Below are 25,490 nucleotides of genomic sequence, written 5' to 3' on the forward strand. Positions count from 1 at the left end.
TAGTTTTCCCGACCTACCACGAGCCACGCGTTATCGTTCGATCTGTTCCTTCCACTCGCGATTCAGCTTGGGGCGAGTCTTGTTGATACTGTTCCAATCCACGACCACGATGTGCTTCATGTATTTTTCAAAATCACCCAGCAGATCCTTATGTTCGGTTTTGGCTGCGACATTTTTATTGGATGGATACTGTCCGAATTTGAGGGCGCCTTCCTGAGCCTGCACGGAGAGCAGATATGAAGCCAGTTTCTGCGACAGTTCCGGTTCGCTGTTATTGGCGATCACGCATTCGGCCACGGCCAGCAGGACCGAGCCTTCTTTCGGATCCACATATTCGACCGGCAGGGATTTTTCTTTCAGAGAGTAAATGGCCGTAGGGGTCAGGGGGAACAATGCGGCCTCGCCTGTTTGCGTCATTTCCGAAATTTTGGCAGAACTGGGTACGTAGGCCACCACGTTCTTGGCCACCGTATCCTTGAATTTGGTCAATGCGTCCTCGTAGTTACTATCATCGCCCCCATCAATCCGGTTCAGCATCATGAACGCGTGCAGACCATAGGTGCTGCTTGCCACGGACTGGAAAACCACTTTGCCTTTATATTTGGGATCGGCCAGATCTTTCCAGGACGTCGGCGGCGCCCAGTTGTTTTCCTTGAACAGCTTGGTATTGTAGGCCAGGCCGGTCATGGTGGTGACAACGCCTGCGGCCATGTTCTTGCCGATCAGCGTTTCGGGATACAGCTCCGACAGGGCCTTGTCGTCCTTGATCGGCTCGCACAGGCCCATTTTCGTAGCGCGATTCATAATGCCGTCGTCCAGGAACATGACGTGCATTTGCGGCTTGTCCTTGAAGGCCTGCGCCTTGGCCAGCACATCTGTTGATGTGCCCGGCACAACGACAATTTTTACATTGTTGGCTTTTTCGAAAGCGGGAAAGACATGTTCTTCGAAACCGCGCTGCATATCGCCGCCGTTCATGCCGAGGTATAGCGTTTTCTGTTCGGCATGAGCCGTCACGCCCGTCAGCATTCCGGCCACAGCCAGCATGCAGGCCATCGCGACCGGACGTTTACTTACTGATACTGATTTCATCTGTGTTCCTTTTGCCGGCATGGGATGAAGGGGTGTGCAACTTGCCGGAATCAGCTGCAAACCTGTCAATTCGAAAAGCGTCAATCGGGATAGGGCTGGCGCCGGATACGATAAGTTGCGCAAGTACTTCGCCCGAGGCCAGCCCGACCTGAAATCCTGCGCCGCTGTAGCCGAAACCATGAAACAGACCCGGTATAGTGGCGCTGGCGCCCAAAATCGGATTCAGATCGGGCGTTGCTCCTTCGACCCCGCTCCAGAACCGGATGACCGACGCATTGGCGATACCCGGGATGAGTCCGGCCAGCCGCGTCAGGAGCAGGCTCACGCTCTGGTGCGATGGCCGGGCAAAACCGGGATCGACTGAACGGGCACGGCTGCCGCCGAAAATAATATTGCCGCGCGCAACCTGTCTGGCATACAGCCCCCCACCCTGCACCCCCACCACCACATTCATAATGGGAGGCAGCGGCTCGGTCACACCCATCTGCGGATAGATTTCTCCAAGCGGGACGGCGTCCCCGAACATCTGTGCAATCGTCCCGGCCCAGGCGCCGGCCGCATTCACCAGACAGGCTGATCGAATACGCCGCCCGTCGGCCGTGTCGGACACGAAATGGGTACCGTCAAAGTGACTGCGCGTGATGCGGCAATGTTCCATGAGCACCGCGCCTGCCTGCTGCGCCGCCCAGGCCAGTGCGGGGGAGACCAGGCGCGGGTTCGCGTGGCCGTCTTCCGGGCACAGCGAGGCGCCGGCCAGTTCCGGCCCTAGCCAGGGATAACGCCGCCTGACATCTGCATCATCCAGCAATTGCAAATCCAGTCCGCAGGTCGCGACCATGGCGTTGTATTGCTTCAGTCGCTCCAGATCGCCAGGTGTAAAAGCGACTTTCAGATGACCGCTGCGAATGTATTCGCCATCAATGCCGATCAGTTCCGACAAACGGCTCCATAAGACATGTGAGCGCGCCGCCAGCGGCATCTGCACCAGCGGCCTGCCCTGGCGGCGCACACCGCCGAAGTTGACACCGCTGGCCTTGGTGCCGCTTTGACCGGCGTCGCACAACAGGACACGCTTTCCCTGCCTGGACAAAAAATAGGCGGCGCTGGCGCCGATGATTCCTGCGCCGACGATTAGTACGTCTGCGTTCAGGGTTTGCATGCAGCCCCTCCGATCCGCAAGGGCTTGACCGGCGGCTGGCTGCGCAAGCGCTCAATCCCGGACAGCGGTATGGTCTGCTCATGCGCCAGCAGCATGGCGGCGCCGGCGCCGCACATTCTGCCCTGGCATCGTCCCATGCCCACGCGCGACAAGGCCTTCATTCTGTTCAGTCCTGAACGCGGGTCTTCGTGCAGCATGCGCCGGACGTCGCCCACGCGGATCTCTTCGCACCGGCAGACAACCAGGGTATCATCGGCGTGATCCAGCCAGTGGGTGGGCGGCGCGAACATGTCATCTATCAGCTGGCGAGTGCGGCGCCCCCTGGCGATTTGCCGCGAAACGCGACGCGCCTGCCGCTCGTCATGGGCCAGACCCATATCCTGCATTACGCGGTAGGCACACTGCCTGCCGCCCAGTTCTGCCATGTCGGCTCCGCCAATGCGCATGCCGTCCCCGGCCAGATATACGTTGGCACGACTGCTCTGCCCGCCGGCCTGTACCCTGGGCAGCCAGGCACGATCCTGTTCATCAAAGACAAACTCGCAGCCCAGCAGGCTGGCAAGCTGATTTTCAGAACGCAGGCCGAAACCGCAGGCCACCGCATCGCAAGGCAATACCTGCATTTGCGCCATCGGGCTTGGGTCCCGGCGCCAGCGGATCGCTTCGACCTTGTTGTTGCCGATCGCCTCGAATGCGGACACATCATGTATCAGGGGTACGCCGCGCATGCGCAGCCATGCCATGTAATAGCCCCCCTTTGCCATGAGAAGAGGATCGGCTGCGAATGCGCGCAGACCCTGTCGCACTTCAGGAAACGGACTGGTATCAAGAACGGCCGACACTCGTGCACCGGCTTTGCAATACTGATATGCAACCAGGTACAGAAGTGGCCCGGTGCCCGCAAGCACGACATGCTTGCCGATGGCGCATCCCTGGTATTTGAGCGCGATCTGCGCGCCTCCCAGGGTGTACACCCCCGGCAGGGTCCAGCCGTTAAAGGGCAGCACGCGATCCGTTGCGCCGGTCGCCAGGATCAATGTCTCGTAGGCAACGGCATCATGGCGGTTGCCGCTTGTGATATACAAATTCTGGTCGTCCGCATCCCAGACCAGCGTGTTGGGCAGATATTCAATCAGATCGTCACTGACCAGGTGGTTGGCCAGGTCGTGCAACGCCCTGGCCTTGTGGCGTTCGAATCCGTAGAGCGCCCGCGCATCCCTTTGAAATCCCTCGGGCTGCTGCCGATATATTTGGCCGCCTGGTTTGGGCGCTTCATCAATCACAACGGGACGCAGGCCTGCCTGCACCAGGATCTGTGCCGCCCGAATGCCCGCCGGCCCGGCGCCCACGATCACGGGAGCCCGCTTCATGGAACCTGCTCCGGTATCACAAATCGCATATCCGCCTGCAGTAACGTGGCGCAGGCCCGGATGCGTTCGCCGCTTTCCTGCGTCACGAGGCAGTCCTGGCATGCGCCCATCAGGCAGAAACCGGCACGCGGCGAGCCGGTGAATTCGGTCAATCGTAAATGCGCGTTGCGTGTCAGCAAAGCGGTCATAACCGTGTCTCCCTGGCGGGCGGTACATGGTTCGCCGTTGACATAAAAGCGGCACGGCGCTCGCTTCTGATCGACCAGACGCACGAACAATCCGGACACTATCGCACCTTTATCGATGATATTACATTTGCCATTTACTGCTTTCCGATCAGAATTTTGTCCAGTCCGTAGACACGATCCAGCACAAACATGGTGATCGCAGTCAACAGGATAATGAGCGCGGATACGGCCGAGAGCATCGGGTTAATGGATTCGGTGGCGTACATGTACATTTTCACCGGCAGTGTGATGGTCGTGGGCGAGGTCAGAAAGACAGACATGGTCAGTTCATCGAAACTGTTGATGAAGGCCAGGATCCATCCACCGAAGATGCCCGGCAGAATCAGCGGAAAGGTGATGCGCCGAAATACCGTCCAGCGCCCTGCTCCCAGGGACTCGGCAGCATGTTCGATGCTTTTGTCGAAACCGACCAGCGATCCGAGCACCAGCCGTATGACATAAGGCGTCACGATAATCACGTGTCCCAGGATCAGCCAGAGCAGGCTGCCACGCACGCCGAGCATGGCAAACAGGCGCAGCAATGCAACCCCCATGACAAGACTGGGAATCATCAGCGGCGACAGGAACAGGCCGTTGACGACCTGGCTATAGCGGAAACGACCGCGTGCAATCGCAAACGCGGCCGGCAGGGCCAGCGCGGCGCTGATCGAGGCGCTGGCAAAGGCCACCCACAGGCTTGTCTGGAACGCGGCAATGAATCCGGACTCGTTGAATACGGCACGGAACCAGCGCAGCGAGAAACTGGTGGTGGGGATGGACAGGACATCTTCCGGCGTAAAGGCGACCAGGCAGACAATGACCAGTGGAGCCAGGATGAAGATGGTGACCAGGGTGTTGAATAACAGTGAAAGGGGGCCGTTTTTCATAGTATTACCCCAGGCTGCGCTTGTAGGAGCGCTCCAGAATATGATTGTAGGACATCATGATAATCAGATTCATGATCAACAGCAGGATGGCGAGTGCAGCGCCCATCGGCCAGTTCAGGTCAACCATGAACTGCTCGTAAATGCTGTTCGATACCATGCGCGATCGTCCACCCCCCAGCAGCACGGGAATCGCAAACGCGCTGGTCGACAAACCGAACACGATCAGGCTGCCCGACAGAATGCCGGGCATCGCCTGCGGCAATATCACGCGTTTGATCGTTTGCCATTTGGATGCGTTCAGCGAGTAGGCAGCCTTGATGGTCTGAGGATCGATTTTATTGAGCGAGGTCCAGACCGGAATGATCATGAAGGGCAACATGACATGCACCAGCCCGATGACCACGGCCGATGAGGTATACAGCAATGACCCGAAGCCCATGAGCTGGGTGAGCTTTCCAATGGGAGACATGGGATTGAGCAGCATGCTCCACCCGAAGGCCCGTACCACAAGTGAAATCAGCAGCGGCGACAGGATCACCAGCAGGAACACCGAATTCCACGGCGATTTCATGCGACTGAGGATATAGGATTCCGGTACGCCGATCAGCACGCAAATGAGCGTGACCAGGCCGGAGATCCATAGAGTCCGCCAGAATACGGTGAGTGTATAGTTGCTGGTAAAAATTTCGATGTACTGCTCAAGCGTCCAGCCCGATTGCACACCCAGGTCGTAATCGTAGGGACGCAACGACAGCACGATTGTCAGCACCAGCGGCACGACCAACAGGAAAAGAAAGAGCAGCGTGAGCGGCATCGCCCCCAGAAAGCCCAGCTTCGGCTTGCGCGCCACCACAGTATCGGATGCAGGGCGCGTCATGCCTGGCGATCCCCTGTACGTTCGGCCGCCAGCACCTTGAGCGAATCTTCATGCCAGTCAAGACTGACGGCTTCACCCGTCGTGTACACCTGTTCGTGATTATTGATGACGGAGACAGTGACCAGCCCGAAAGCCGTTTGCACTTCGTACATCCACAGATTACCCAGGAAAAAACTGTTCTGCACCTTGCCGGCAAAACGCCCCTGCCCTTGTCGGCTGATCAGGATTTTTTCAGGGCGCAGGGATACCAGGGCTTCGCTACCGTCATCGACTGCCGTGTCAGCGCTATGAGGCAGTGTAATACGATGACCATCCAGTTCGAACTGTCTGCCCTGCGGGCTGCGGGTCAGCGTGACCGGAAACGTATTGGTCTTGCCGACGAAACGGGAGATGAAAGGCGTAGCCGGATTCTCATACATGGCATAGGGTTCATCGATCTGTATGACGCTGCCTTCGCGCATGACAACGACTCGATCACTGACCGACAGCGCTTCGGCCTGATCGTGCGTCACCATGATCGTCGTGGTGCCGGCTTGTTGCTGGATGCGGCGTAGTTCAAACTGCATTTCTTCGCGCAGATTAGCGTCAAGATTCGACAAGGGTTCATCAAGTAACAGCACGGGTGGCTGTATCACCAGAGCTCGGGCCAGTGCCACGCGTTGCCGCTGGCCGCCCGACAATTCCCGCGGGTAGCGTTGTGCAAACTTTTCCAGCTGGGCCATGGCGAGCGCTTCTTTGACGCGCGCAGCAATATCGTTGCCCGACAACTTACGCATTTCCAGGCCAAACGCCACGTTCTTTTCAACGGTCATATGCGGAAACAGCGCATAGGTTTGGAAAACGATGCCTAACCCGCGTTCATTGGGTTTTGCAAATGTGATGTCCTTGCCGTCCAGAATAATGCTGCCTGCAGTCGCGTCTACAAAACCGGCAATCATTTGCAGAGTGGTGGTTTTGCCGCAGCCGGATGGGCCCAGCAGCGAGACGAACTCTCCCTTCTCGACGTTCAGGGACAGGTCATCGACGGCAGTGACTTCGGCAAATTTTTTGGTCAGACCGTGCAGCTGCAAAAATGACATAGGTACTCGCTTCGTTCAAGGGGGGTAGCGGTCCACGATGGGTCGTCGCGTCCACATTCATATGCTTTTCATTGTCTCTTGGGGACACCGATTTATATATTGGTATTTCTACTAATAAAATTATTTAGATTTATATTTCAATTATTGGAAAAAAATATATAATTAACGAATATTAATTTCATTAAATAGAATTAGATATGGATAATGAATCAGCGGGCGTGCAGGGCGTCCTGGCCAAGGGTTTGGGAATTCTGCGTTTGCTTGGCGATGCCGGACCGCAGGGGATGCGTGTTACCGATATCGCCAGGCAGCTGGAGTTGTCCCAGGCAACCGTTCACCGGTTGCTGCAAACGCTAATCGCCGAAGGATTTGTACAGCAGAGAACGGGGAGCAAATTCTATGCACTTACCCTCGAACTGTTTTCCCTGGTCGCCCGTTCACATCATCAGGCCTCATCGTTGCGCAACATTTGCCGCAGTTCGATTCTGAAAATTGTCGGATCGTTGCAGGACTCCGCTTTTGTCCTGCTACGCGACCGCTATGATGTGGTCTGCATCGATAAAATGGAAGGCAGTTACATTACGCAGTCACTGACCGGCGGCATCGGCGGGCGCATTCCCATCGGGCTGGGCCAGGGCAGCATTGCCATACTGGCGGCTTTACCCGAAAGCGAACAGAACGCCATATTGGCATTCAATATCCCGCGGTTCTATCAGGAAGAGGGAATCGACGAGCCCTTCCTGCGGGCCAGAATCAGGCAAACGCAGGAAGACGGCTACGTACTCAATATCGGCCCCGGCAGGCTGACAGGCATTGGCGGTATTGCCGTTGCCTTCACCGACACGACAGGCTATCCGGTAGGCGCAATTGGGCTGAGCGTTTTGACTGAACGGCTCACGCCGGAGCGACTGCCTTTTATCGTTGATATTCTGAAGCGCGAGGCGGCGGCCATCAGTGCCAGCCTGAATCCGTTTGATCCGGCGCTGGGCAGCCCGCATATGGCACTGTCCAATTGATCTCGATCTAACGCTCTGCGCTGGCTTTAAGGCCCTGATAGAAAATGGCACTTTTGACGCCCAGCGCGCGCAAGGGTTCCGGCGGCAACCACGAGGGTCCACCCAGCGCCAGTACAGCGTCCAGTTCGGCGGAGCGCTGGTTCAGCATCAAGTCGGCCAGCAGCCTGCCATTGACAGTGCCGCGCAGCACGCCGGAACCATTGCAGCCCAGCGAACCGTAAATGCCTTCGGCAAGCTTGCCAAAGAAGATTCCGCCATTGCGCGTGAGCGCCGTAGTTCCGCCCCAGACGAATTCGAACTCATGCGATTTCATCTGTGGAAAGCGACGTTTGTAATAGTGCGTGAGCATGCGGGTGTAGGCGGATACGCTCTGCTCTGCTTCGTAGGAATAGGCGCTGCGCACCATGAACCGGTTACCAGACACCTTGCGAAGCGTGGTCCCAAGCCGGTGTGCGGGCAATACGCCCCACTGCCTTGCCGGCCCCAGCTCAGCAGCCTGCTCGTCGGATAGCGCTGGAGTGAGACCCGCGTAGGTGTAGATCGCAATCAGCCGGTCTTTCAGAAAGCCCAGTTTGCGGGCGAATGCATTATTGGCAATCACCACCTGCCCCGCCGAAAAATCCCCTTTGCTGGTGGCAACGATAAAGTGCCCCGGGGAACCCGAAATACGTTGGGCAAACGTTTCTTCCAGCAGCGTGACGTTTTCCGACAGCGTATCTGCCAGCCCTCGATGCATCGCTGCCGGCTGGACAAAGACATTATTGCGCGTGTAATAACCAAAGGTGTAGTAGCGGGTGCCCAAGCGCTGCTGCAACTGATCCTGCCCCAGTACTTCGCTGTCGATACCCAGGCGGGTGTTTTTTTCGATTCCTGCCCGCAATGCTGCCTTGCCTGCCGGCGTGGCTGCCGCGTTGTATTTACCGCTGCCCTCGTCCCAATCGCATTCGATCCGGTTCTGCTGCAACGTGCCCTTGAGCCATTGCAGACCCTGTTCGTACACACCGATCTGCGAAAGACCCAACAGATCGTCCTGCGCCGGATCCTTGACAATGCCAGAACGGGGAAACGTTGACATGAAGCCCGAGTTCCGGCTGGAAGACCCTTCGCCAATAACGCTGCCTTCCAGAATGAGGACAGTCTTTTCCGGCGCCAGCTCGGCCAATCGGCGCGCAGCCGACAGCCCGGTGAAGCCGGCACCGATGACGATGTAATCAAAAGCGCGCACGCCTTGAGGCTCGGTCATGGCGGTGCGCGCAGGCAGCAGTGCATTCCAGCCCGAACGGCTGCTGTAATAAGGCAAAAAGGGAGTTTTCAGAGACATCGGCCTTGGCACAAAAGGGACAACAAGCCATCCATCATAAAAGGCCGGCGATAATTTTCAATGGTTTTGTTCGCGCAGAAGGGAATTGACGGGGAATGTGTAATGTATCTGCAACATGCTGAACTTATTTGACGGCGATATGCACAGCCACTTCGATCGCCGTCTCGACGCGCCCCCTGTATACCTCGAAGTCGCAGGTGTAGGCGCGCGCAAACTGCGTATCATCACGCTTGAAATAATCCCAGATATCCAGCCACACACGGATGACTGTTTCGGGCATTTTCCCCTTGGCGGTAAAGACCAGATAATTACCCTCCGGCACCGTGACTTCGACCAGGTCAAGGGTGCATTTTTCCGGTTTCTGGTCGGCACCTGCAGTCACTGTGTAGGCACCGTCCTGATCCGACTCGTATCCGGCATACACGCCGTAGACAGCCGCCTCGGGCGGCAGTTCGGGCACCAGTTCCGTATGCACGTCATGCCACAGCAGGGGCAGCCGGGCGGTCTTCAGTGTCTGTTCGTCTGCGTTACAGGTGCGGGTCTGGAGACCGAAGATCTGAAACGAAGGCAGGTGGATGGTTTGCATGGGCGCCTTTTGCAATGCCCTGCAACATCTGCGGGGCAGAATGGGGTTTCAGTTTATACCTGTCGCGACGCGGCGATTTTCTTGTCGGTATTGTACTGGCTCAGTGCATAGACGGCCCATAGCGCAGCGGGCAGCCAGCCGATCAGGGTGATTTGCAAGATGAGGCAGATGATGCCGGCGATGGGGCGGCCGATCGTGAAAAAGACGACAAAGGGCAGAAAAATAGCCAGTAAGAGTCTCATTAGAAATTCCGTAATACGATGCAGTTACTATGGGGGCGATTCATGATGGCAGATGGTGCCAAATCACGTAATATCAAGGCTGTTTATTATATGGAAAAAAGGATCGCACATGTCACCACAGGATATTCTGGACTTCTGGTTTGAGCAAACGCCCCCCGAAAACTGGTTTGTCAACGATTCCCAGTTTGACGCAACGATCCGCGAGCGCTTCACTGAGGTGTGGCAGCAGGCGGCGCGCGCCGAACTCAGTGGCTGGCGTGGCACAATACGGGGTCGCCTTGCCGAGATTATTGTGCTTGATCAGTTCTCGCGCAATATCGGACGCGGCACGCCCGTCGCTTTTGCGCAGGACTCCATGGCGCTGGTGCTGTCCCAAGAGGCCTCGCGTACGTCTGAATTTGCCGAGCTGACGCAGCAGGAGAACAATTTTCTGCTGATGCCCATGATGCATTCGGAATCGACGGTGATTCACCAGGCAGCCGAGTGTCTGTTCCGCAAATATGGGTCTACGGAATCGTACCAATTTGAACTCAAGCACAAGGCCATTATTGATGCGTTCGGGCGTTATCCGCATCGCAATGAGATTCTGGGCCGCGAGTCTACCCCGGAAGAATTGGCCTTCCTGAAAGAGCCAGGTTCATCGTTCTGACGCATCTGCCGGTCGGCTGGCGCTGGCACAGGTTATGGCCTGTGGCCCCTGGCCGGCGCGCACTGCCACCACGCGCAAGCCCACCCCAGCCTGACTGCTGACTGAAAATTCCGACATTCCGCAACGGATTCGGGACATTCCAGGGGTTCTTTTCAAGAAAAGATTTGACCTTGATTTGCCGTGTGATTATTATTGTTTGACCAAGCAATTATTGCATATCCAATAAATAGATATTGAAATACCAGCGTTTGCTGGCAGCGGGCGGGATTTACGTTCCCGCCTGTCCCCTATTCTTTGGCTGATCTTCACGGTTTATCTTCCATGAGTTCCAATTCAAATACACCGGCCGCCGCTCCCGACGCGCCGTCTGCTGCTCCCGTTTCTCCCGTCGCAACGTCAAAAGGCAAGCAGCCCAAAAAACCTGCCGCCAACGGCAAACGCGGCAAACTGTTCAAACTGCTGTTTCTGGTTGTTGTGGTTGTCGCTGTTATTGCAGGTGTGATGTATTACCTGAACGGTCGCTGGTACGAGAGTACCGACGATGCGTATGTGCAAGGCAATATTATTCAGATTACGCCCCAGGTGGGCGGTACGGTCGTGGGCATTTTTGCTGATGATGGCGATTTTGTGCATGCCGGCGATACGTTGATCCGCCTGGATCCGACCGAGGCGGAAGTAGCACTGAACGAAGCCAAGGCATCCCTGGCCAAGACGGTACGCGAAGTACGCAGCCTGTACAGCCAGGCCAGCGGCGCCAAGGCCACGTCGGGCGCACAGCAGGCGATGGTGCAGGCGCAGGAATCGGCCGTCAGGGGTGCCAAAACCGCACTTGACCAGGCGCGCGCCGATTACGGACGCAGACAGAAGCTGGTGAAATCCGGTGCGATTTCCCAGGAAGAAAGCGCCCACTCAAAAGACGTATTGCAGCAGGCGCAAAGCCAGTATCAGGCGGCGCTCAGCCAGCTTGAAGCGACGCGCAGCCAGTTCACGGCGTCGCAACAGACCGCCGAGGTCAGCAATGCGCTGGTGTCGGGTACCCTGATCAATCAGCATCCCGATATTCTGGTGGCCGAATCCAAGCTGAAAGCCGCCTATCTGACGTTTGTACGCAGCACCATTACCGCACCGGCAGATGGCTACGTGGCCAAGCGCGCCGCGCAGGTGGGTCAGCGCGTCGCTGCCGGCAGCGCCATGATGGCCGTGGTGCCGTTGAACAATGTCTGGATCTATGCCAATTTCAAGGAAACCCAGCTCAAGGACATGCGTATCGGACAGCCCGTGGCGATTACATCTGATTTGTATGGCGACGATGTGGTGTATGACGGCGTCATTACCAGCCTGGGGATCGGCACAGGCAGCGCTTTTGCCCTGCTGCCCGCCCAGAATGCCACCGGCAACTGGATCAAAATTGTGCAGCGGATCCCGGTTCGGGTGGAGTTTTCCAAACCGGAGCAACTGCAGAAGCACCCGCTGCGCATCGGCATGTCCATGTTTGTTGAAACCGATCTGCATAATACGGATGGTCCCGTACTGGCCCAGGGGGTCAATCCCAACAGCAAACTGTTGACAACAATTTACGATCAGCAGGTGGCCGAGGCCGACAAACTGATTGCCGATATCGTGCAGCAAAACCTGGCTGCCGACGAAACGGACAACGTGAACAAGGCCCCGACGGACCCCGATAGCAAAGCAAATGAGTAACGAGAAAGCCAAGGCCGGCCCTCCAGGGACGCCGGCACAGCCGTTTGCTCCCGCCAGCCTGTGGCTGACGACGCTGGGTCTGTGTCTGGCGACTTTTATGCAGGTGCTGGACACCACCATTGCCAACGTATCGCTGCCGACCATTGCCGGTAACCTGGGGGTCAGCTCGTCCCAGAGTACCTGGATTATTACGTCCTTTGCTGTCAGCAACGCGATTACCCTGCCGCTCACGGGCTTTCTGAGCCGCCGATTCGGTGAAGTGCGTCTTTTCAATATCTGCACCGTGCTGTTCGTGATTACGTCGTTTCTTTGCGGCATATCATCGAATATGACGGAACTGATTATTTTCCGGGCGCTGCAGGGTGCGGTGGCCGGTCCCATGTACCCCATTACCCAGAGTCTGCTGATTTCCATTTATCCCGCTGCCCGGCGCGGCATGGCGTTGGCGATTCTGGCCATGGTAACGGTGGTCGCGCCGGTTGCCGGTCCGATCCTGGGCGGGTGGATTACCAGCAGCTACTCCTGGGAATGGATTTTCTTTATCAATATTCCGGTCGGGTTGCTGGCCAGTTTCATTGTGTTTGTGCAGATGCGAGCACGTCCTGTCACGACGGTCAAGTCTGGCGTGGATTATATGGGCCTGATCCTGCTGATCATAGCCGTAGGTTCGCTGCAAGTAGTGCTGGACCTGGGCAATGAAAAAGACTGGTTCGGATCAAGCTTTATCGTGGTGTTGACCATTGTGGCCGTGATCGGCACGATTGCCTTTCTGATCTGGGAGCTGACCCATCCGGATCCGATCGTGAATCTGACGCTGTTCCGGCATCGCAATTTTGCTTTTGGTACGATCGCACTGATTTTCGGCTATTCCGCCTTCTTTGCCATTGGGCTGCTGATTCCCTTGTGGCTGCAGCGCACGCTGAATTATGACTCGATGTGGTCGGGCATTGTGTCTGCGCCTATCGGCATTCTGCCGGTGTTTCTGGCGCCGATTGTAGGCAAATATGCCAATCGTGTTGATCTGCGGATACTGGCGTCGCTGTCGTTCGTGGTGATGTCGTTCACGTCGTTCTGGCGTTCTGATTTTACGACAGACCTGGATTACATGCATATCGCCATGACGCAGCTGGTGCTCGGACTGGGTGTGGCTTTCTTCTTCATGCCGGTGCTGACGATTCTGCTGTCCGATCTACGCTCTGACGAGATTGCCGCCGGGTCTGGCCTGGCGGCGTTCCTGCGGGTGCTGGGAGGCAGTTTTTCTGCATCGATTACGACGTTTTTATGGGACCATCGCACGGTCATTCACCATGCGCAGTTGAGTGAAAATATCAATATCTATAATCCCACCGCCGTGGAAGCGCTCAAACAATACGGCGATACGACGGAAATTGCCGCCTACAATATCAACAATCTGATTAATCAGCAGGCCCTGCAGATCTCGTTCAACGAGGTTTTCTGGGGCCTGGGATGGCTGTTTGTGTTGCTGGTAGGACTGGTGTGGCTGACCCGGCCGCCGTTCATGGCCAAGCCGGGGGCGCCACCATCTGGGGGACATTAGCAGGCACGATCTGTCGTGCATTCCCATTATGCGCAAAAGCGACCTTACGGTCGCTTTTTGCTATTTATTACAATCTTCATTGAAGATGCAATACCCTGTCTATCCCATATGAATCTGTTTGCCATCCACCTTGACCAGGTCCTTGGCCGTGACCATGGTGTATTTGGAGTGCAGGCGCGCTGATTGTTCGGCCTGGTAGTCAATGGTGCCGGCGCGCAGGTGTTCGACTTCTTCGGTCATTTTGAAGGACGTGCGGCTCATGAAGGACAGGCGATCCATGATGGACTCGTAGACCTTGCCGATCAGGCGCACCATGCCGACGGTGGATTTGACTTCACGTCCGACATATTGCATTTCATCCACAACACATTGGCCTTTTTCGGCGCTCATTTTCAGCTGGGCCGTTTTCATCTCCAGCGCGGTGCCGCCATGCAGCTGCATGTCCGCCTGGCTGCGGATATGAACCGATTGGGCCGAGATATTGAGTTCGCCCGGCACGCTAACCGTTGACTGGTTCTGCTCGGCCTGTTCGATGACGGCGATGAGGTAGACACGTTCGCGTTCCGGACCGCTGATGAGCACGGTATCGTTTACCTGCGGCTGCAGCAGGCAGCTTGCGGCCAGGCGGCAGACCCATTCATGACCATCGCACTCGACAACAAATTGCTGCTCCTGCTGTTCTTTGACCGTGCCGATCAGATGAACCGGATCATAAACGGGATAGGTTTTGGGCTGGGCAACTGAAGACATGTGGTTTCCTTTGACAGTTGGTCGACAACATACAGCAGCGTTCAGACGGCGGGCCGGGCGCCCATGCGGGGCTTCCAGCGCGCCAGCTCGCCATGCTGCAGAGTAGAGAGCACGAGCTCGGACATCATGTTGATAGAGACGTGACGGGCAAAGAACTGCTCGAGCACGGCGCCAAATAAATACGGACTCACTCCGGAAAAGGCCCCTTCATCCACTTCCAGATGAATACGCGCCCCCCGCCCGAAAACAATGGGACCGGGTACCGGCAGACGGTGATGCACCGGTTCGACCCGGACATGCCGCACGCCATTGATTTGCCGGGCGATCGCCGGATCGGCGATATTTGCATATATTTTTAACATCTCGCGCAGGGTTTGTGCGCCTTTTTCTGTATCCAAATCAATCAGGCTCAGATAATTGAGCCCAAGATGGCTGATCAGGTGCCAGGCATAGGCGCCCTGAGCCAGTGCGGGACGAGGCCGGGACGGGCCGCGCAGAACCCGGATGCCGCCGATGGGAGCCGAGATGCGCAGCATCAGGTCATCCTGCTGGCCCACCGGCATCAGCATGGGCAGATCACGATTGGTGCACAGCACATTCAGGCTCAGGTGACGCAGGTCTTCCGAGAATGGAGCCTGGTGCTTGTCCACAAGTGAAATAAACACTTCGCTGCCGATATAACCTGTACGCGCGCCATTGCGCGACGCGATATCGGACATCAGGCGAGGTTCGCGCCGTAAAGAGTAATAGGCACCATAGTCGTCGGTATCGCTGCCCAACGAGCCGAAAAAGGGTCTGAACTCTTTCTCGGACTGCGCGCTATCATTGGAAAAGCCCATGATACGCCCGGCGTTATAGACCTCGTAATCCAGCGGGCGTACGCGATCGACGACCAGATGGTATTCGTGGATATTGGGCGCGATATTGATTCGATCGGCGTTTTTGGGAAACAGATTGATAACGGGCGTGCAATGCAGGGCCAGGTTCTCTGCCGTGACGTTGCCCTCCAGTTCGGGCATGTCCTTGTCGAACAGAAAAGTGAGTTCGAAGGCGCGCATCTCTTTGCCGGGCGGTGCATTTTTGCTGCGTTCGGCCACATCGGGCGGCAGTTTCAGCGCCTTCTGCATGTTGTTGACGCTGAAAAACATAAAGCGCGCCGGGAAGGCGAAATATTCCTGGATGATGCGATAGCCCTGGAAGATCCGCGACTCCGCGGGCAGCAGTGCCTGATCGGCCTCGAATCCTTCATGACGAACGTCATTGACGTTGATGCGGTTTACCCAGCTGACCGGCTTATCGACATCGTGACACAGCACCGTGATCGTGTGTCCCATGACCAGCTCCAGCAGCCGCTGCATATGGATGTCCTGGCCGTTCAGATGAAAGACCAGCTGATCCAGTTTGAAGTCATGCAGTTTGACGCCGCCCTTGATTTCCAGCCGGATCCGCAGCGAACTGCGCACCGGCTGGTTGCGATTGTTCAGGTTCATCCGCTTCAGCGGCAGGTCTGGAGGCACGCCTGAAAGCTCGGCCGAGGTCACTTCCAGCGGCCATAATGTCACCTTGTGACCCGTGGCAAAATCACAGGCCGTGGGTTCGGTTTTGGGGGTCTTGCCGCGCATGATCGTGCCTTTGGGCAGGACAAAACCTTTGGCCAGACTGCCTTCGTTCATGCTTGGTGTAATTTGCGCGATGGCCATGGACGGCGTGGGTGCCAGGTAATTCGGATAGACCACTTCGAGCAGACGCTGGGAGAACTGCGGAAACTCTGCATCCATCTTCATATGGATGCGCGCGGTCAAAAAGCTGAAGCCTTCAAGCAGGCGCTCAACATACGGGTCAGCGACCTCGATGCCGTTCATGCCCAGGCGGCCGGCGATCTTTGGGTAATTGTCTGCAAACTCCTTGCCCATTTCCCGGATGTAGGCAAGTTCACGATTGTAATAATCAAGAAAACGCGGTTCCATCAGGCAGCTCCCTGTTCCTGCAGATCCATGTGTCCGCTTTCCAGATCAATATCCGTACGAAACAGAAACTCGCGCGGATAGGGGTTGCACCAGAGCTTGCCGCGGATTTCCAGGGAAAGCACGTTGTGGTGCTCAAGCGACGTGACTTCACTGACGCAGGCCACCTCCAGCGAGTCGGCCAGGATGCGTGGCTCGAAATGGATAATGGCGGTCTTGATGGAGGCCTCCATATCGACCCAGTCAATATCCGACATGCGCCGGCCGGCCAGCGCTTCGACGCCGAAATTGATGGTTGAACTGCGTACTTGCGGAAAGACGCTAAGGTCATCGACCGTTTCGATATTGACCGTGTTCAGCACCCAGCGCAAATCACGCAGCACGGCATAACGCAAGGTGTCATAGCTGATCATGACGCTGTCGCGGCTTTCCTGTTTTTTTGCCGGTTCGTTGTCCGTCAGGCGATCCAGCAGCGCAGGCTGCAGGCGATCCTTGGCTGCACGTCGTTCGCGCATTCCAAAAGCCGTTCGTTTGCCTGATATCTCTTCTCTATCCATATACGACACACCAGTTGCAACCAGGTTCTATGCCCCGGCTGTTCTTATATTTTCTACGCATACCGCCTGAGTGTTCAGTTCAGCTGTCCGTGATGAAACGTGACACTGCGCACATCCAGCAGGGCATATTCGGCCGCGTCGGTCATCCACATTTTCTGGCCGGTGCCGATATAAATATCCTGTGCAATTTCGTGCCAATCGGTGCGGCGCGACAAATTGCTGGCGTCGTCCAGGTCGGCATACTGTTTATTGGCCGGTGCCGGGTAACGCGCAGGAATCAGGCCGATCTGCGAGCGGCCGCTGACCAGGGTGATTTCAGCCTGTACCCAGATCAGATCGGTCAGGCCTTCAGGCGGAATCAGCCGCAACGACTGAATCATATCCATGGGCACCCAGCCATAGCGGCCATTGGCAATCACTTCACAGATAGGCCCCAGGCGACCATCGCCGTCGCATAGCCATTCAAAGGCCTGCCCTTCTTCCTGGCCATTGACCACGACCGTTCCGGACAGGGTCGGTGCCGCTTCCAGGGCTTGCTCGCGCAGCGCGTGGGCGGTTTCGTCGTCTGAGCGCAGCGCTTCCAGAAGCATGGCCATCCACTCTGGTGGTTGCTCGAAAACGGCTGGCGTTTTTTCGCCACGGAAAACAGCCTCGCGTTCCTGCTCTGCAGTAATCGCGCCGGTGTACAGTACCGCGACAGGTTGAGCCTGCGCGTTCATTTCGGAACTGAGTTTTAACTGCTCAAATGCCTTGTCCCACTGACCTTTGACGGCGAGCAGCTGGAACAGTCTGGCGCGCAGGTCTGCGTCGGCCGGTTTTTTTCTTATTTCGGCCTTCACCCGGTCCAGCTGTTCATCTACGCTTTTGCCGTCCAGTGCCTTTATGATGCCTGTCATATCCATTCCGTATTAAAAAATGCAACGAGCTAACAAATACCCAAGGTGGCGTACCTGTTAGCTCTAGTGGAACCTCACAAGGAGATCCCCTTGCTGTCACAGCAACTAAATCGGATTAACCAACGATTTTGTTCTGTTTGACGTCGTATGCGACAACAGATTCAGCGCCTTTGCCGCCCTGCTCTGTTTGTTCCCAGTACTGCTGTTTCACTTTGGCAGCCTGGAATGCATAGCTGACCATCATCGCATCACCGTCGTGAGCGCCTGTATATTGAACAGAGGTCACCAGAACGTCTTCCAGCGTGATTTTTGAGTATTCCACTTGTGAACCACCGGCCTTGCAGACAGATACTTCAACTTTGCCCAGGTGTTTACCGGTAGAGCAGTGTTTCATAACGGCTGGTGCAGCACGGTCGATGCGGGCAACAACGTTCAAATCGTTGAAGCTGGCCTTGCCTGTACCACCGCCACCACCAGTGGCCATAGAACCGGGCTGTGTTGCACCCCAGGCAAATGACTGGATATCAGACCAGTCTTTGTGATTTGAATCCTTGGATTCACCGTTTGCACCTTCGATTTTCATAAACATATCAACAGCCACAATTTTCTCCTAGTGAGCTAATTAATTTGATTTGCGATCAGACCCGATGGGTCTGTCATTGCTTCACATACTTCTTACTGCAGAGGGTTCCGGTGCGGCCGGACCCCTCTTTCATGCCCGGCCTATCGCTTCGATAAGCCGGTCAACCGTTGACTGCCCCGGTGGGTCAGTCCTGTTCTGAAAATCAGTTATCGTTTTGCTTCAGAGAGGGTAACTTGGAGACCAGACGCAACGATACGGTCAGACCTTCCAGCTGATAATGCGGACGCAGGAAAAACTTGGCTGCGTAGTAACCTGGGTTATCCTCTATTTCCGTGACCTGGACTTCAGCAGCAGCCAGTGGCTTGCGTGCTTTGGTTTCCTGCGACGAGTTGGCCGGATCACCATCGACATAATTCATGATCCAGTCGTTCAGCCAGCGTTCCATATCATCGCGCTCGCGGAACGAACCGATTTTGTCGCGCACAATGCATTTGAGATAATGCGCAAAGCGGCAGCATGCGAACAGATAAGGAAGGCGCGCTGACAGACGGGCGTTGGCCGTCGCGTCAGGGTCGTTGTATTCGTGGGGCTTTTGCAAGGACTGCGCACCGATAAAGGCGGCAAAGTCCGAATTCTTGCGATGCACCAGCGGCATGAAACCGTTCTTGGCCAGTTCGGCTTCGCGCCGGTCGCTGATGGCGATTTCAGTCGGACATTTCATGTCCACGCCACCATCGTCTGTGGGGAAGGTATGGCAAGGCAGGTCTTCTACCGCGCCACCCGACTCGACGCCGCGGATCGAAGTACACCAGCCGTACTCTTTGAAAGAACGGTTGATGTTGGAGGCCATGGCATAGGCCGAGTTGGCCCAGGTATAGCGCTCGTGCGTGGCGCCATCGGTATCTTCTTCAAAATCGAATTCATCCACCGGATTGGTGCGCGATCCGTATGGCAGGCGCGCCAGAAAGCGTGGCATGGCAAGCCCGATATAGCGGGAGTCTTCAGACTCGCGCAGGCTGCGCCAGGCGGCGTATTCGGAGTTGGTAAAGATTTTGGTCAGGTCGCGCGGGTTGGCCAGTTCCTGCCAGGAATCCATTTGCATGACTTCAGGCGAAGCGCCAGAGATGAAGGGGCAATGGGCGGCAGCGGAAATACGGGCCATTTCACCCAGCAATTCGACATCGGGCGGGCTGTGATCGAAGTGGTAGTCACCTACGATGCATCCGATAGGCTCGCCGCCGAACTGACCGTATTCCTCTTCATATACCCGTTTGAAGATGGGGCTTTGATCCCAGCCTACACCCTTGTAGCGCTTGAGGGTACGGCCCAGCTCTTTCTTGGTAATGCACATGACCCGGATCTTGAGCAACTCATCGGTTTCCGAGTTATTGACCAGATAATGCAGGCCGCGCCAGGCGCCTTCGAGTTTCTGGAACTCTTCATGGTGCATGATGAGATTGATTTGTTCCGACAGCTTGCGATCAATTTCCGCAATGATAGCCTGAATGGTCGAATAGGCATCGGACGACATCGTGACCGTATTTTCCAGCGCCTGTTCGGCCAGCGTGCGCACCGCATTTTCAACCGCTTCGCGTGCCTGATCCGTTTTGGGTTTGAATTCTTTTTTCAGTAGTGAAGCCAGGCCATCGGACGCCAGTCCTTCCAGTTGTACCGCTTCTTTCTGTACGCTCGTGCTCATTTCGCTTTTCCTGTTACTTACTTGCTGGTATCGTCTGCGTCGGGTTTGGATTCATCGGCCGGTGCGGCAGATGCGTCCTTGTTCGGCGCGGCGGCCAGCGTTTTCATCAAGGCGGGATTTTTCAGCACTTTACTGATCAATTCCTCGGCACCGGTCTTGCCGTCCATGTAGGTCAGCAGATTGGCCAGTTCCGTGCGGGCTTCGAGCAGTTCATTGAGCGCATCGACCTTGCGAGCCACCTGGGCAGGTGAAAAATCGTCGATACTGTCAAAACTCATATCCACGCTCAGCACGCCTTCGCCCGTCAGCGTGTTCGGCACCTGAAAGGCGACACGCGGCTTGATGGCCTTCATGCGTTCATCGAAATTGTCGATGTCCACTTCCAGGAATTTGCGATCATTGATATCGGCCTGAGGCACTTCGGATTTGCCCGCCAGATCAGCCATGACGCCCATGACAAATGGCAACTGAATGGTTCTTTCCGCACCATAGATTTCGACGTCATATTCGATCTGCACACGCGGGGCACGGTTTCGTGCAATAAACTTCTGACCGCTTCTGCGAGACGACATTCGTGTAGCCATTCTTTTATTCTCCAACTCTTGGCCGGTACTACCGGCGGATCATATTTATCTATATCTGTTTACTATCTGGTTACTCTTCGCGAGGCATCCAGCTTTCAAACTGCTCGGCGTTACCGGGGGTCAGATTTTTCAGCATTTCATGAAAATTCAGGGGAATGGTCTGCTGAACCCGCCGGATCAGGAACGGCGCCGGATGGCTCGGTTCATGAATCTCAAAATAACTGCTGACTTTTTCCAATGCGACCAGGGCTTCGTCACGTGTCCTGATCTGTACGTCTGTCCAGGACACGGTTCTTTCTGCGGGCGCCTGACGAGCCGGCGCAGCCGCACCCCCCGACTCCCCGGCCTGGTGCGCCGCTTCATCTGTTACCGCGTGTTCGGCAGTGTCACCAGCGGCGGGCACCGTTACACCCAGCGCCCCCGTAATTAATTCAAAACTTCTCAGCAGGGGCGCGATAGACGGCGTCCACTCAGAGCCGAGCTTTTCGGTTACCTCCCCCACGATACCCTGCAGGCTTTTGTTTGCGCCGGCAAGGGCCGTGATTTCGACCGCTTCTGTCAGCGCTGCCTGATTCAATGTTTCGTTCAGACGGGCGCGACCACCCGGAAACAGGTCTGCGCGTGTACCTTCCATGACCGATTCGGCATCACGCAAGGACAGTTGGCCGTGGGCACCGGTCAGCAGAGTGGCGTTGCGCACGCTGCGCCCGACACCCTGCATATCGGCCAGGGAGTTCAGGGCATTGATGCGGGGTAGCGGGTCTTCCCAATCGTCTTCGACCAGTTGCGGATAGACACCCACCCAGCATTTCTGCAGGGCTTCTTCCGCCAGGCGGACTCCGTTTGCATAACCAGCGATACCGTGCAGCGACGTCCAGGCCCAGGCCAGCGCGTGAATAACGCGCAGATCGCATGTGCGTTCACACAACGCAAGTGCCTGCTTTTCTACCTGGTTCCAGTCCGGCGCCTGCGCATCTATGATCGTATCGCCAAACTGCTGCTCGGGTTTTTCAACGACAGCCTGTTGCAATGCCAGAAACGCGGCATCGTATTCCAGATTTTCACCACCGTTTTCTTCGCTGAATGCAGAGAACAATTCTTCAAATGTTTTCATGTACCCCGGCTATCCTAACCATGCATTATTAAACCTATATGACGACTGTAATGTCGGTGCAATGACAATTGCTATTCGCGCAATTTGCGCATTTCGCTACACGTTACACATTAAAAATCAACTTGAGAGTAGTGAAAACCCTAGCGGGACGCGGAGCTGGCGGATAGAATCTTACAAAAGTTATCTGTACTACAGTAGCCGCTGATTGAAAATCGATTCAGCAAAATATATCTGAAAACTATTTATTACATTCATACACAAAGTAATTTTGCTTGTTTTCGTATTATTTTTTCGGATGATCCCGTTTTTTGCGTCAAGAATGAGCACATTCGTAATATGCGCTCACACTCCTTACACCAGGAAAACAATTGCGCTGCGAGGCGAATCAGCGAACGTTCTGTGGCAACCACAACACCAGGTCGGGCACCCAGTAAATAATCATCACGCCGACAATCATCAGCACAAACATGGGGACGGATACCCGGGCGATATAGGTCAGCTCTTTTTTGGTCATGCCTGACAGCACGAACAGGTTGAAGCCGACCGGCGGCGTAATCTGGGCCATTTCAATGACAAAGATCAGAAAGATGCCGAACCAGATCAGATCCAGGCCCGCGGCCTGCACCGTGGGCAGCAGCACGCCGATCGTGAGTACTACCATTGAAATGCCGTCCAGGAGGCACCCAAGGATAATGAAGAACACCATGAGCGCCAGTACCAGCCCGAACTGGGACAAACCCAGGGAGGCAATCCATTCGGCCAGGGCGCGCGGCAGCCCGATATAGCCCATGGCCAGCGTCAGGAACTGGGCCCCTGCCAGGATGAGCGCGATCATGCAGTACATTCTGGTTGCACCCAGCAGGGATTCCTTGAAAGTCGTCCAGCTCATGGACCCCTGCAGTACAGACAGAATGAGCGCTCCGACCACGCCGACTGCAGCGGCCTCCGTGGCGGTGGCGATGCCGGTATAAATGGAACCCAGGACGGCCACGATCAGCAGCACGACCGGAATCAGATAGCGGGACTCGGCCAGTTTCTGGCCGAATGTCAGGGTGTCCTGCTCTTTGGGAATGGCATTGGGATGAAGCAGAGACCACACGATGATGTAGCCCATGAACAAGCCTGCCAGCAAAATACCGGGCACCACGCCGGCGATGAAGAGGCGCGAAATCGAAACGTTGGCGGCGACCCCGTAGACGATCATGATAATAGACGGCGGAATCAGCAGCCCAAGCGTGCCTGCACCCGAGAGCGTGCCCAGTACCTGGTCATCGGGGTAACCACGGCGCTTGAGTTCGGGGATAGTCATTTTGCCGATGGTCGCGCACGTGGCGGCCGACGAACCCGAGACGGCTGCAAAAATAGCGCAGCCGATAATATTGGTATGCAGCAGTTTGCCCGGTAACCGGTTGAGCCACGGCGCCAGGCCCCGGAACAGGTCGGTGGACAGGCGCGAGCGAAACAGAATTTCACCCATCCACAAAAACAGCGGCAGGGCCGTCAGGGTCCAGCTGGAGGCGGCACCCCAGATGGTGAGCGACATGGCATCGCCCGCCGGACGCGAGGAAAACAGCGCCATGGTGAGCCAGGCGCAACCCGACAGGGTCAGCCCGACCCAGACTCCTGCGCCCAGAAAGCCGAAGATAGATACCAGCAGGACGATAATGACAAGTGACTCGTTCATAATGTTTTCTTCGCAAAGTAGTGCGCCCTGGCGGGTGGGCTCCCTGCCGGATGACAGCGATACGGTCTCGGGGTTTTCACCGCCACGGGTTCAGGTCTGCATGGAGACAGGCTCTTCCTCGGTTGCGGAGTAGCCCTTTCTGAGCGAACTGATAAACTCGTCGGCAATCGCCACACAGAACAGCAGACACCCGGCAGCCATGCCCAGTTGCGGTATCCACAACGGGGTTGCATCTTCGCCGGTAGACAAATCATGGTAGCTGTAGGAATCCATGACGAGCTTGATGCTGAACCAGGCCAGCGCCCCCGACAGAATAATGGCAATCACAAGTGTGAACAGATTCAGGTAGTGACGGGAGCGTGGCTTGAGTGCCGCGAGAATCAGCGTGACGCGGATGTGCTCGTTCTTGCGAAACGTACCGGCCAGCGCCAGAAAACCCGCTGCTGCCATGGAGTAACCGGCATAGGCGTCCAGGCCCGGAAAGTTGGTACCCAGCTGCCGAATGATGATGGACCACAGGACGAACACCAAAATGCCGATCATGAACAACCCGGCAAGCCAGGTTGCACCCTCATAGACGCAATCGAGCAGCCGTCTCATTTTGAACGATAGTCGTTAAGCAGTTTTTCGCCGTCGGCGCCGGCTTTCTTCTGCCAGTCGGCAATCATGCTCTCACCGATTTTGGTCAGTCCTGAAACCAGCTCAGCGGAGGGCGTAATAATTTCCACGCCGTTTTTGGCCAGTTGCTCGTTGTACCATTTGGTTTTTTCCTGCGACAGGGCCCAGCCGGTTTTCTCGGCATCGGCAGACGCATCAAGCAACGCCTTGCGCTCTTTGTCGTCCAGCGCATCGAACGCTCTTTTGTTCACAATCACCGCATTTTTGGGCAGCCAGGCCTGGGTATCATACAGTTTTTTCAGGTACTCATAGGTCTTGGTGTCATAGCCGGTAGAGCCGGATGACATATACGAGTCCACTACACCGGTGGCCAGCGCCTGTGATAATTCGGCCTGCTGGATGGTGACCGGATGGGCGCCGACTTCCTGGGCGATTTTTGAGGTGACCGGACTGTATGCGCGCCACTTCAGGCCCTTCATATCGGCAATCGTGTTAAGGGTCTTGTTGGTGTAGATGCCCTGCGGCGGCCAGGCCACGGCATACAGCAATTTCATGCCCTGCGACTCCAGTTTCTTTTCCAGGTAGGGTTTTTGCGCCTGATACAGTTTCCAGGCCTGCTCGTAGCCGGTTGCCAGAAACGGCAGCCCATCCAGTTCGTAAATGGGGTCTTCATTGGCGAAGTTGCTGAGCAGGATTTCCCCTGCCTGGGCCTGATTGCCCTGCACGGCCCGTTTGATTTCCGGTGCCTTGAACAGGGATGCATTGGAATGGATGGTTATCTTGAATTCGCCGTTGGTGGCATCGGACACCGCCTTGACAAACTTCATAGCGATTTCCGTGTGGAAATTGGAATCAGGGTACGCCGTGGGCATATCCCATTGTGTGGCGGCTGACGCATTCAGGCTGAAAAAAGCGGTTGCAAGCGCGGTCAGGACCAGGGCTTTGGTTTTCATTGACGCATCCTTCAAAGATCAGGTTTACGAAGCTGCAGGCATTGGCAACGCCGGGTAGGCAGGGCCAGACGCCACAGAAACAGGCATTTCGGGTTTGATCAGCCCTTTGGCTGTCATAGGGCAGAGAATATAAGATTTTTGCCGCCAGGGCACGAGAAGATTTTCACAGAAAGGGAAAACACTGATAAGGGCGCATGATCGTACGGTGTGCTGATACACTGATATGGCAATCGCTCACAGGGATGGCCGCGACTGCTTATTCGGTCTGCGTGATTCGATCTTTGCGCATATAGTTCGAGTCTGCAATTTCAATCAGCATAATAT

General features: G+C 56.1%; 25 protein-coding genes. 4 read left to right on the forward strand and 21 right to left on the reverse strand.

Features of this window, described 5'->3' with window-relative positions; genetic code table 11:
• Positions 1-30: 30 nt before the first annotated feature.
• From W822_RS28320 to W822_RS28350, 7 genes are read right to left on the reverse strand one after another with little or no spacing between them, the layout of a single operon-like run.
• Entirely contained in the window at positions 31-1,092 is a 1,062-nt protein-coding gene (locus W822_RS28320; protein ID WP_024003924.1) for an ABC transporter substrate-binding protein, read from the reverse strand.
• On the reverse strand, positions 1,070-2,251 hold the full coding sequence (locus tag W822_RS28325; RefSeq protein WP_024003925.1) for an NAD(P)/FAD-dependent oxidoreductase: 1,182 nt from the start codon (positions 2,249-2,251) through the stop codon (positions 1,070-1,072). Before W822_RS28325 ends, W822_RS28320 begins: the two co-directional genes overlap by 23 nt.
• A complete protein-coding gene (locus tag W822_RS28330) occupies positions 2,239-3,621 on the reverse strand; it encodes an FAD/NAD(P)-dependent oxidoreductase (RefSeq protein ID WP_024003926.1) in 1,383 nt (460 codons plus the stop codon). The genes W822_RS28325 and W822_RS28330 overlap by 13 nt, the downstream gene beginning before the upstream one ends.
• The gene (locus W822_RS28335) at positions 3,618-3,908 is read right to left on the reverse strand and encodes a (2Fe-2S)-binding protein (RefSeq protein WP_024003927.1); all 291 of its coding nucleotides are present in this window, start codon (positions 3,906-3,908) and stop codon (positions 3,618-3,620) included. Before W822_RS28335 ends, W822_RS28330 begins: the two co-directional genes overlap by 4 nt.
• A 35-nt stretch (positions 3,909-3,943) precedes the next feature.
• Entirely contained in the window at positions 3,944-4,735 is a 792-nt protein-coding gene (locus W822_RS28340; RefSeq protein WP_024003928.1) for an ABC transporter permease, read from the reverse strand.
• Between the two features lie 4 nt (positions 4,736-4,739).
• Positions 4,740-5,612: an ABC transporter permease gene (locus W822_RS28345; protein ID WP_024003929.1), complete on the reverse strand. Its 873-nt coding sequence runs from the start codon at positions 5,610-5,612 to the stop codon at positions 4,740-4,742.
• Positions 5,609-6,691 carry an ABC transporter ATP-binding protein gene (locus W822_RS28350; protein ID WP_024003930.1) on the reverse strand — a complete coding sequence of 361 codons (1,083 nt, stop codon included), beginning with the start codon at positions 6,689-6,691 and terminating at the stop codon, positions 5,609-5,611. Before W822_RS28350 ends, W822_RS28345 begins: the two co-directional genes overlap by 4 nt.
• A gap of 197 nt (positions 6,692-6,888) precedes the next feature.
• Between W822_RS28350 and W822_RS28355 the strand changes: the two genes are divergently transcribed.
• A complete protein-coding gene (locus W822_RS28355; protein ID WP_031242160.1) occupies positions 6,889-7,707 on the forward strand; it encodes an IclR family transcriptional regulator in 819 nt (272 codons plus the stop codon).
• Positions 7,708-7,714: 7 nt separating this feature from the next.
• On the opposite strand, the gene W822_RS28360 is transcribed toward W822_RS28355, so the two are convergent.
• The 3 genes from W822_RS28360 to W822_RS28370 form a co-directional block, all read right to left on the reverse strand.
• Positions 7,715-9,028: an NAD(P)/FAD-dependent oxidoreductase gene (locus W822_RS28360; RefSeq protein WP_024003932.1), complete on the reverse strand. Its 1,314-nt coding sequence runs from the start codon at positions 9,026-9,028 to the stop codon at positions 7,715-7,717.
• 124 nt (positions 9,029-9,152) lie between these two features.
• The gene (locus W822_RS28365; protein WP_024003933.1) at positions 9,153-9,614 is read right to left on the reverse strand and encodes a GyrI-like domain-containing protein; all 462 of its coding nucleotides are present in this window, start codon (positions 9,612-9,614) and stop codon (positions 9,153-9,155) included.
• A gap of 53 nt (positions 9,615-9,667) precedes the next feature.
• Positions 9,668-9,856 carry a YqaE/Pmp3 family membrane protein gene (locus tag W822_RS28370; protein WP_024003934.1) on the reverse strand — a complete coding sequence of 63 codons (189 nt, stop codon included), beginning with the start codon at positions 9,854-9,856 and terminating at the stop codon, positions 9,668-9,670.
• 109 nt (positions 9,857-9,965) lie between these two features.
• Between W822_RS28370 and W822_RS28375 the strand changes: the two genes are divergently transcribed.
• From W822_RS28375 to W822_RS28385, 3 genes are all read left to right on the forward strand, one after another.
• Positions 9,966-10,505: a DUF924 family protein gene (locus W822_RS28375; protein WP_024003935.1), complete on the forward strand. Its 540-nt coding sequence runs from the start codon at positions 9,966-9,968 to the stop codon at positions 10,503-10,505.
• Between the two features lie 321 nt (positions 10,506-10,826).
• Entirely contained in the window at positions 10,827-12,206 is a 1,380-nt protein-coding gene (locus tag W822_RS28380; protein WP_081724285.1) for an HlyD/EmrA/EmrK family protein, read from the forward strand.
• Complete coding sequence (locus tag W822_RS28385) at positions 12,199-13,764, forward strand: DHA2 family efflux MFS transporter permease subunit (RefSeq protein ID WP_024003938.1); 1,566 nt, start codon at positions 12,199-12,201, stop codon at positions 13,762-13,764. The genes W822_RS28380 and W822_RS28385 overlap by 8 nt, the downstream gene beginning before the upstream one ends.
• 99 nt (positions 13,765-13,863) lie before the next feature.
• Here the strand turns inward: W822_RS28385 and W822_RS28390 are convergent, their stop codons facing one another.
• From W822_RS28390 to W822_RS28435, 11 genes are all read right to left on the reverse strand, one after another.
• A complete protein-coding gene (locus W822_RS28390) occupies positions 13,864-14,514 on the reverse strand; it encodes a DUF3540 domain-containing protein (protein WP_024003939.1) in 651 nt (216 codons plus the stop codon).
• Between the two features lie 41 nt (positions 14,515-14,555).
• A complete protein-coding gene (tssF, locus tag W822_RS28395) occupies positions 14,556-16,481 on the reverse strand; it encodes a type VI secretion system baseplate subunit TssF (RefSeq protein WP_024003940.1) in 1,926 nt (641 codons plus the stop codon).
• Positions 16,481-16,993, reverse strand: coding sequence for a type VI secretion system baseplate subunit TssE (gene tssE / locus W822_RS28400; RefSeq protein WP_253272228.1), 513 nt, complete (start codon positions 16,991-16,993; stop codon positions 16,481-16,483). Before tssE ends, tssF begins: the two co-directional genes overlap by 1 nt.
• Before the next feature lie 116 nt (positions 16,994-17,109).
• Entirely contained in the window at positions 17,110-17,931 is an 822-nt protein-coding gene (locus tag W822_RS28405) for a type VI secretion system accessory protein TagJ (protein ID WP_024003942.1), read from the reverse strand.
• Positions 17,932-18,046: 115 nt separating this feature from the next.
• A complete protein-coding gene (locus tag W822_RS28410; RefSeq protein WP_024003943.1) occupies positions 18,047-18,532 on the reverse strand; it encodes an Hcp family type VI secretion system effector in 486 nt (161 codons plus the stop codon).
• A 184-nt stretch (positions 18,533-18,716) separates the two neighbouring features.
• Positions 18,717-20,213 carry a type VI secretion system contractile sheath large subunit gene (gene tssC / locus W822_RS28415; protein WP_024003944.1) on the reverse strand — a complete coding sequence of 499 codons (1,497 nt, stop codon included), beginning with the start codon at positions 20,211-20,213 and terminating at the stop codon, positions 18,717-18,719.
• Positions 20,214-20,230: 17 nt separating this feature from the next.
• Entirely contained in the window at positions 20,231-20,785 is a 555-nt protein-coding gene (gene tssB / locus W822_RS28420; protein ID WP_024003945.1) for a type VI secretion system contractile sheath small subunit, read from the reverse strand.
• Between the two features lie 82 nt (positions 20,786-20,867).
• On the reverse strand, positions 20,868-21,911 hold the full coding sequence (tssA, locus tag W822_RS0123235) for a type VI secretion system protein TssA (RefSeq protein WP_031242164.1): 1,044 nt from the start codon (positions 21,909-21,911) through the stop codon (positions 20,868-20,870).
• Between the two features lie 385 nt (positions 21,912-22,296).
• The gene (locus W822_RS28425) at positions 22,297-23,595 is read right to left on the reverse strand and encodes a TRAP transporter large permease (RefSeq protein WP_024003946.1); all 1,299 of its coding nucleotides are present in this window, start codon (positions 23,593-23,595) and stop codon (positions 22,297-22,299) included.
• Positions 23,596-23,685: 90 nt separating this feature from the next.
• Positions 23,686-24,195 (reverse strand): TRAP transporter small permease, encoded by a 510-nt coding sequence (locus W822_RS28430; RefSeq protein WP_024003947.1) that lies wholly within the window; start codon positions 24,193-24,195, stop codon positions 23,686-23,688.
• Positions 24,192-25,166, reverse strand: a complete 975-nt coding sequence (locus W822_RS28435) for a TRAP transporter substrate-binding protein (protein WP_024003948.1) — start codon at positions 25,164-25,166, stop codon at positions 24,192-24,194. Before W822_RS28435 ends, W822_RS28430 begins: the two co-directional genes overlap by 4 nt.
• Positions 25,167-25,490 lie beyond the last annotated feature (324 nt).

The sequence above is a fragment of the Advenella kashmirensis W13003 genome (assembly GCF_000506985.1).
Classification (GTDB): Bacteria; Pseudomonadota; Gammaproteobacteria; order Burkholderiales; family Burkholderiaceae_B; genus Advenella; species Advenella kashmirensis_A.

Bases quoted from the DNA above. Each gene is read 5' to 3' on its own strand.
- W822_RS28320 (WP_024003924.1), bottom strand. From the start codon at position 1,092: ATGAAATCAGTATCAGTAAGTAAACGTCCGGTCGCGATGGCCTGCATG.
- W822_RS28325 (WP_024003925.1), bottom strand. From the start codon at position 2,251: ATGCAAACCCTGAACGCAGACGTACTAATCGTCGGCGCAGGAATCATC.
- W822_RS28330 (WP_024003926.1), bottom strand. From the start codon at position 3,621: ATGAAGCGGGCTCCCGTGATCGTGGGCGCCGGGCCGGCGGGCATTCGG.
- W822_RS28340 (WP_024003928.1), bottom strand. From the start codon at position 4,735: ATGAAAAACGGCCCCCTTTCACTGTTATTCAACACCCTGGTCACCATC.
- W822_RS28345 (WP_024003929.1), bottom strand. From the start codon at position 5,612: ATGACGCGCCCTGCATCCGATACTGTGGTGGCGCGCAAGCCGAAGCTG.
- W822_RS28350 (WP_024003930.1), bottom strand. From the start codon at position 6,691: ATGTCATTTTTGCAGCTGCACGGTCTGACCAAAAAATTTGCCGAAGTC.
- W822_RS28355 (WP_031242160.1), top strand. From the start codon at position 6,889: ATGGATAATGAATCAGCGGGCGTGCAGGGCGTCCTGGCCAAGGGTTTG.
- W822_RS28360 (WP_024003932.1), bottom strand. From the start codon at position 9,028: ATGTCTCTGAAAACTCCCTTTTTGCCTTATTACAGCAGCCGTTCGGGC.
- W822_RS28365 (WP_024003933.1), bottom strand. From the start codon at position 9,614: ATGCAAACCATCCACCTGCCTTCGTTTCAGATCTTCGGTCTCCAGACC.
- W822_RS28370 (WP_024003934.1), bottom strand. From the start codon at position 9,856: ATGAGACTCTTACTGGCTATTTTTCTGCCCTTTGTCGTCTTTTTCACG.
- W822_RS28375 (WP_024003935.1), top strand. From the start codon at position 9,966: ATGTCACCACAGGATATTCTGGACTTCTGGTTTGAGCAAACGCCCCCC.
- W822_RS28380 (WP_081724285.1), top strand. From the start codon at position 10,827: ATGAGTTCCAATTCAAATACACCGGCCGCCGCTCCCGACGCGCCGTCT.
- W822_RS28385 (WP_024003938.1), top strand. From the start codon at position 12,199: ATGAGTAACGAGAAAGCCAAGGCCGGCCCTCCAGGGACGCCGGCACAG.
- W822_RS28390 (WP_024003939.1), bottom strand. From the start codon at position 14,514: ATGTCTTCAGTTGCCCAGCCCAAAACCTATCCCGTTTATGATCCGGTT.
- tssF (WP_024003940.1), bottom strand. From the start codon at position 16,481: ATGGAACCGCGTTTTCTTGATTATTACAATCGTGAACTTGCCTACATC.
- tssE (WP_253272228.1), bottom strand. From the start codon at position 16,993: ATGCGCGAACGACGTGCAGCCAAGGATCGCCTGCAGCCTGCGCTGCTG.
- W822_RS28405 (WP_024003942.1), bottom strand. From the start codon at position 17,931: ATGACAGGCATCATAAAGGCACTGGACGGCAAAAGCGTAGATGAACAG.
- tssC (WP_024003944.1), bottom strand. From the start codon at position 20,213: ATGAGCACGAGCGTACAGAAAGAAGCGGTACAACTGGAAGGACTGGCG.
- tssB (WP_024003945.1), bottom strand. From the start codon at position 20,785: ATGTCGTCTCGCAGAAGCGGTCAGAAGTTTATTGCACGAAACCGTGCC.
- tssA (WP_031242164.1), bottom strand. From the start codon at position 21,911: ATGAAAACATTTGAAGAATTGTTCTCTGCATTCAGCGAAGAAAACGGT.
- W822_RS28425 (WP_024003946.1), bottom strand. From the start codon at position 23,595: ATGAACGAGTCACTTGTCATTATCGTCCTGCTGGTATCTATCTTCGGC.
- W822_RS28430 (WP_024003947.1), bottom strand. From the start codon at position 24,195: ATGAGACGGCTGCTCGATTGCGTCTATGAGGGTGCAACCTGGCTTGCC.
- W822_RS28435 (WP_024003948.1), bottom strand. From the start codon at position 25,166: ATGAAAACCAAAGCCCTGGTCCTGACCGCGCTTGCAACCGCTTTTTTC.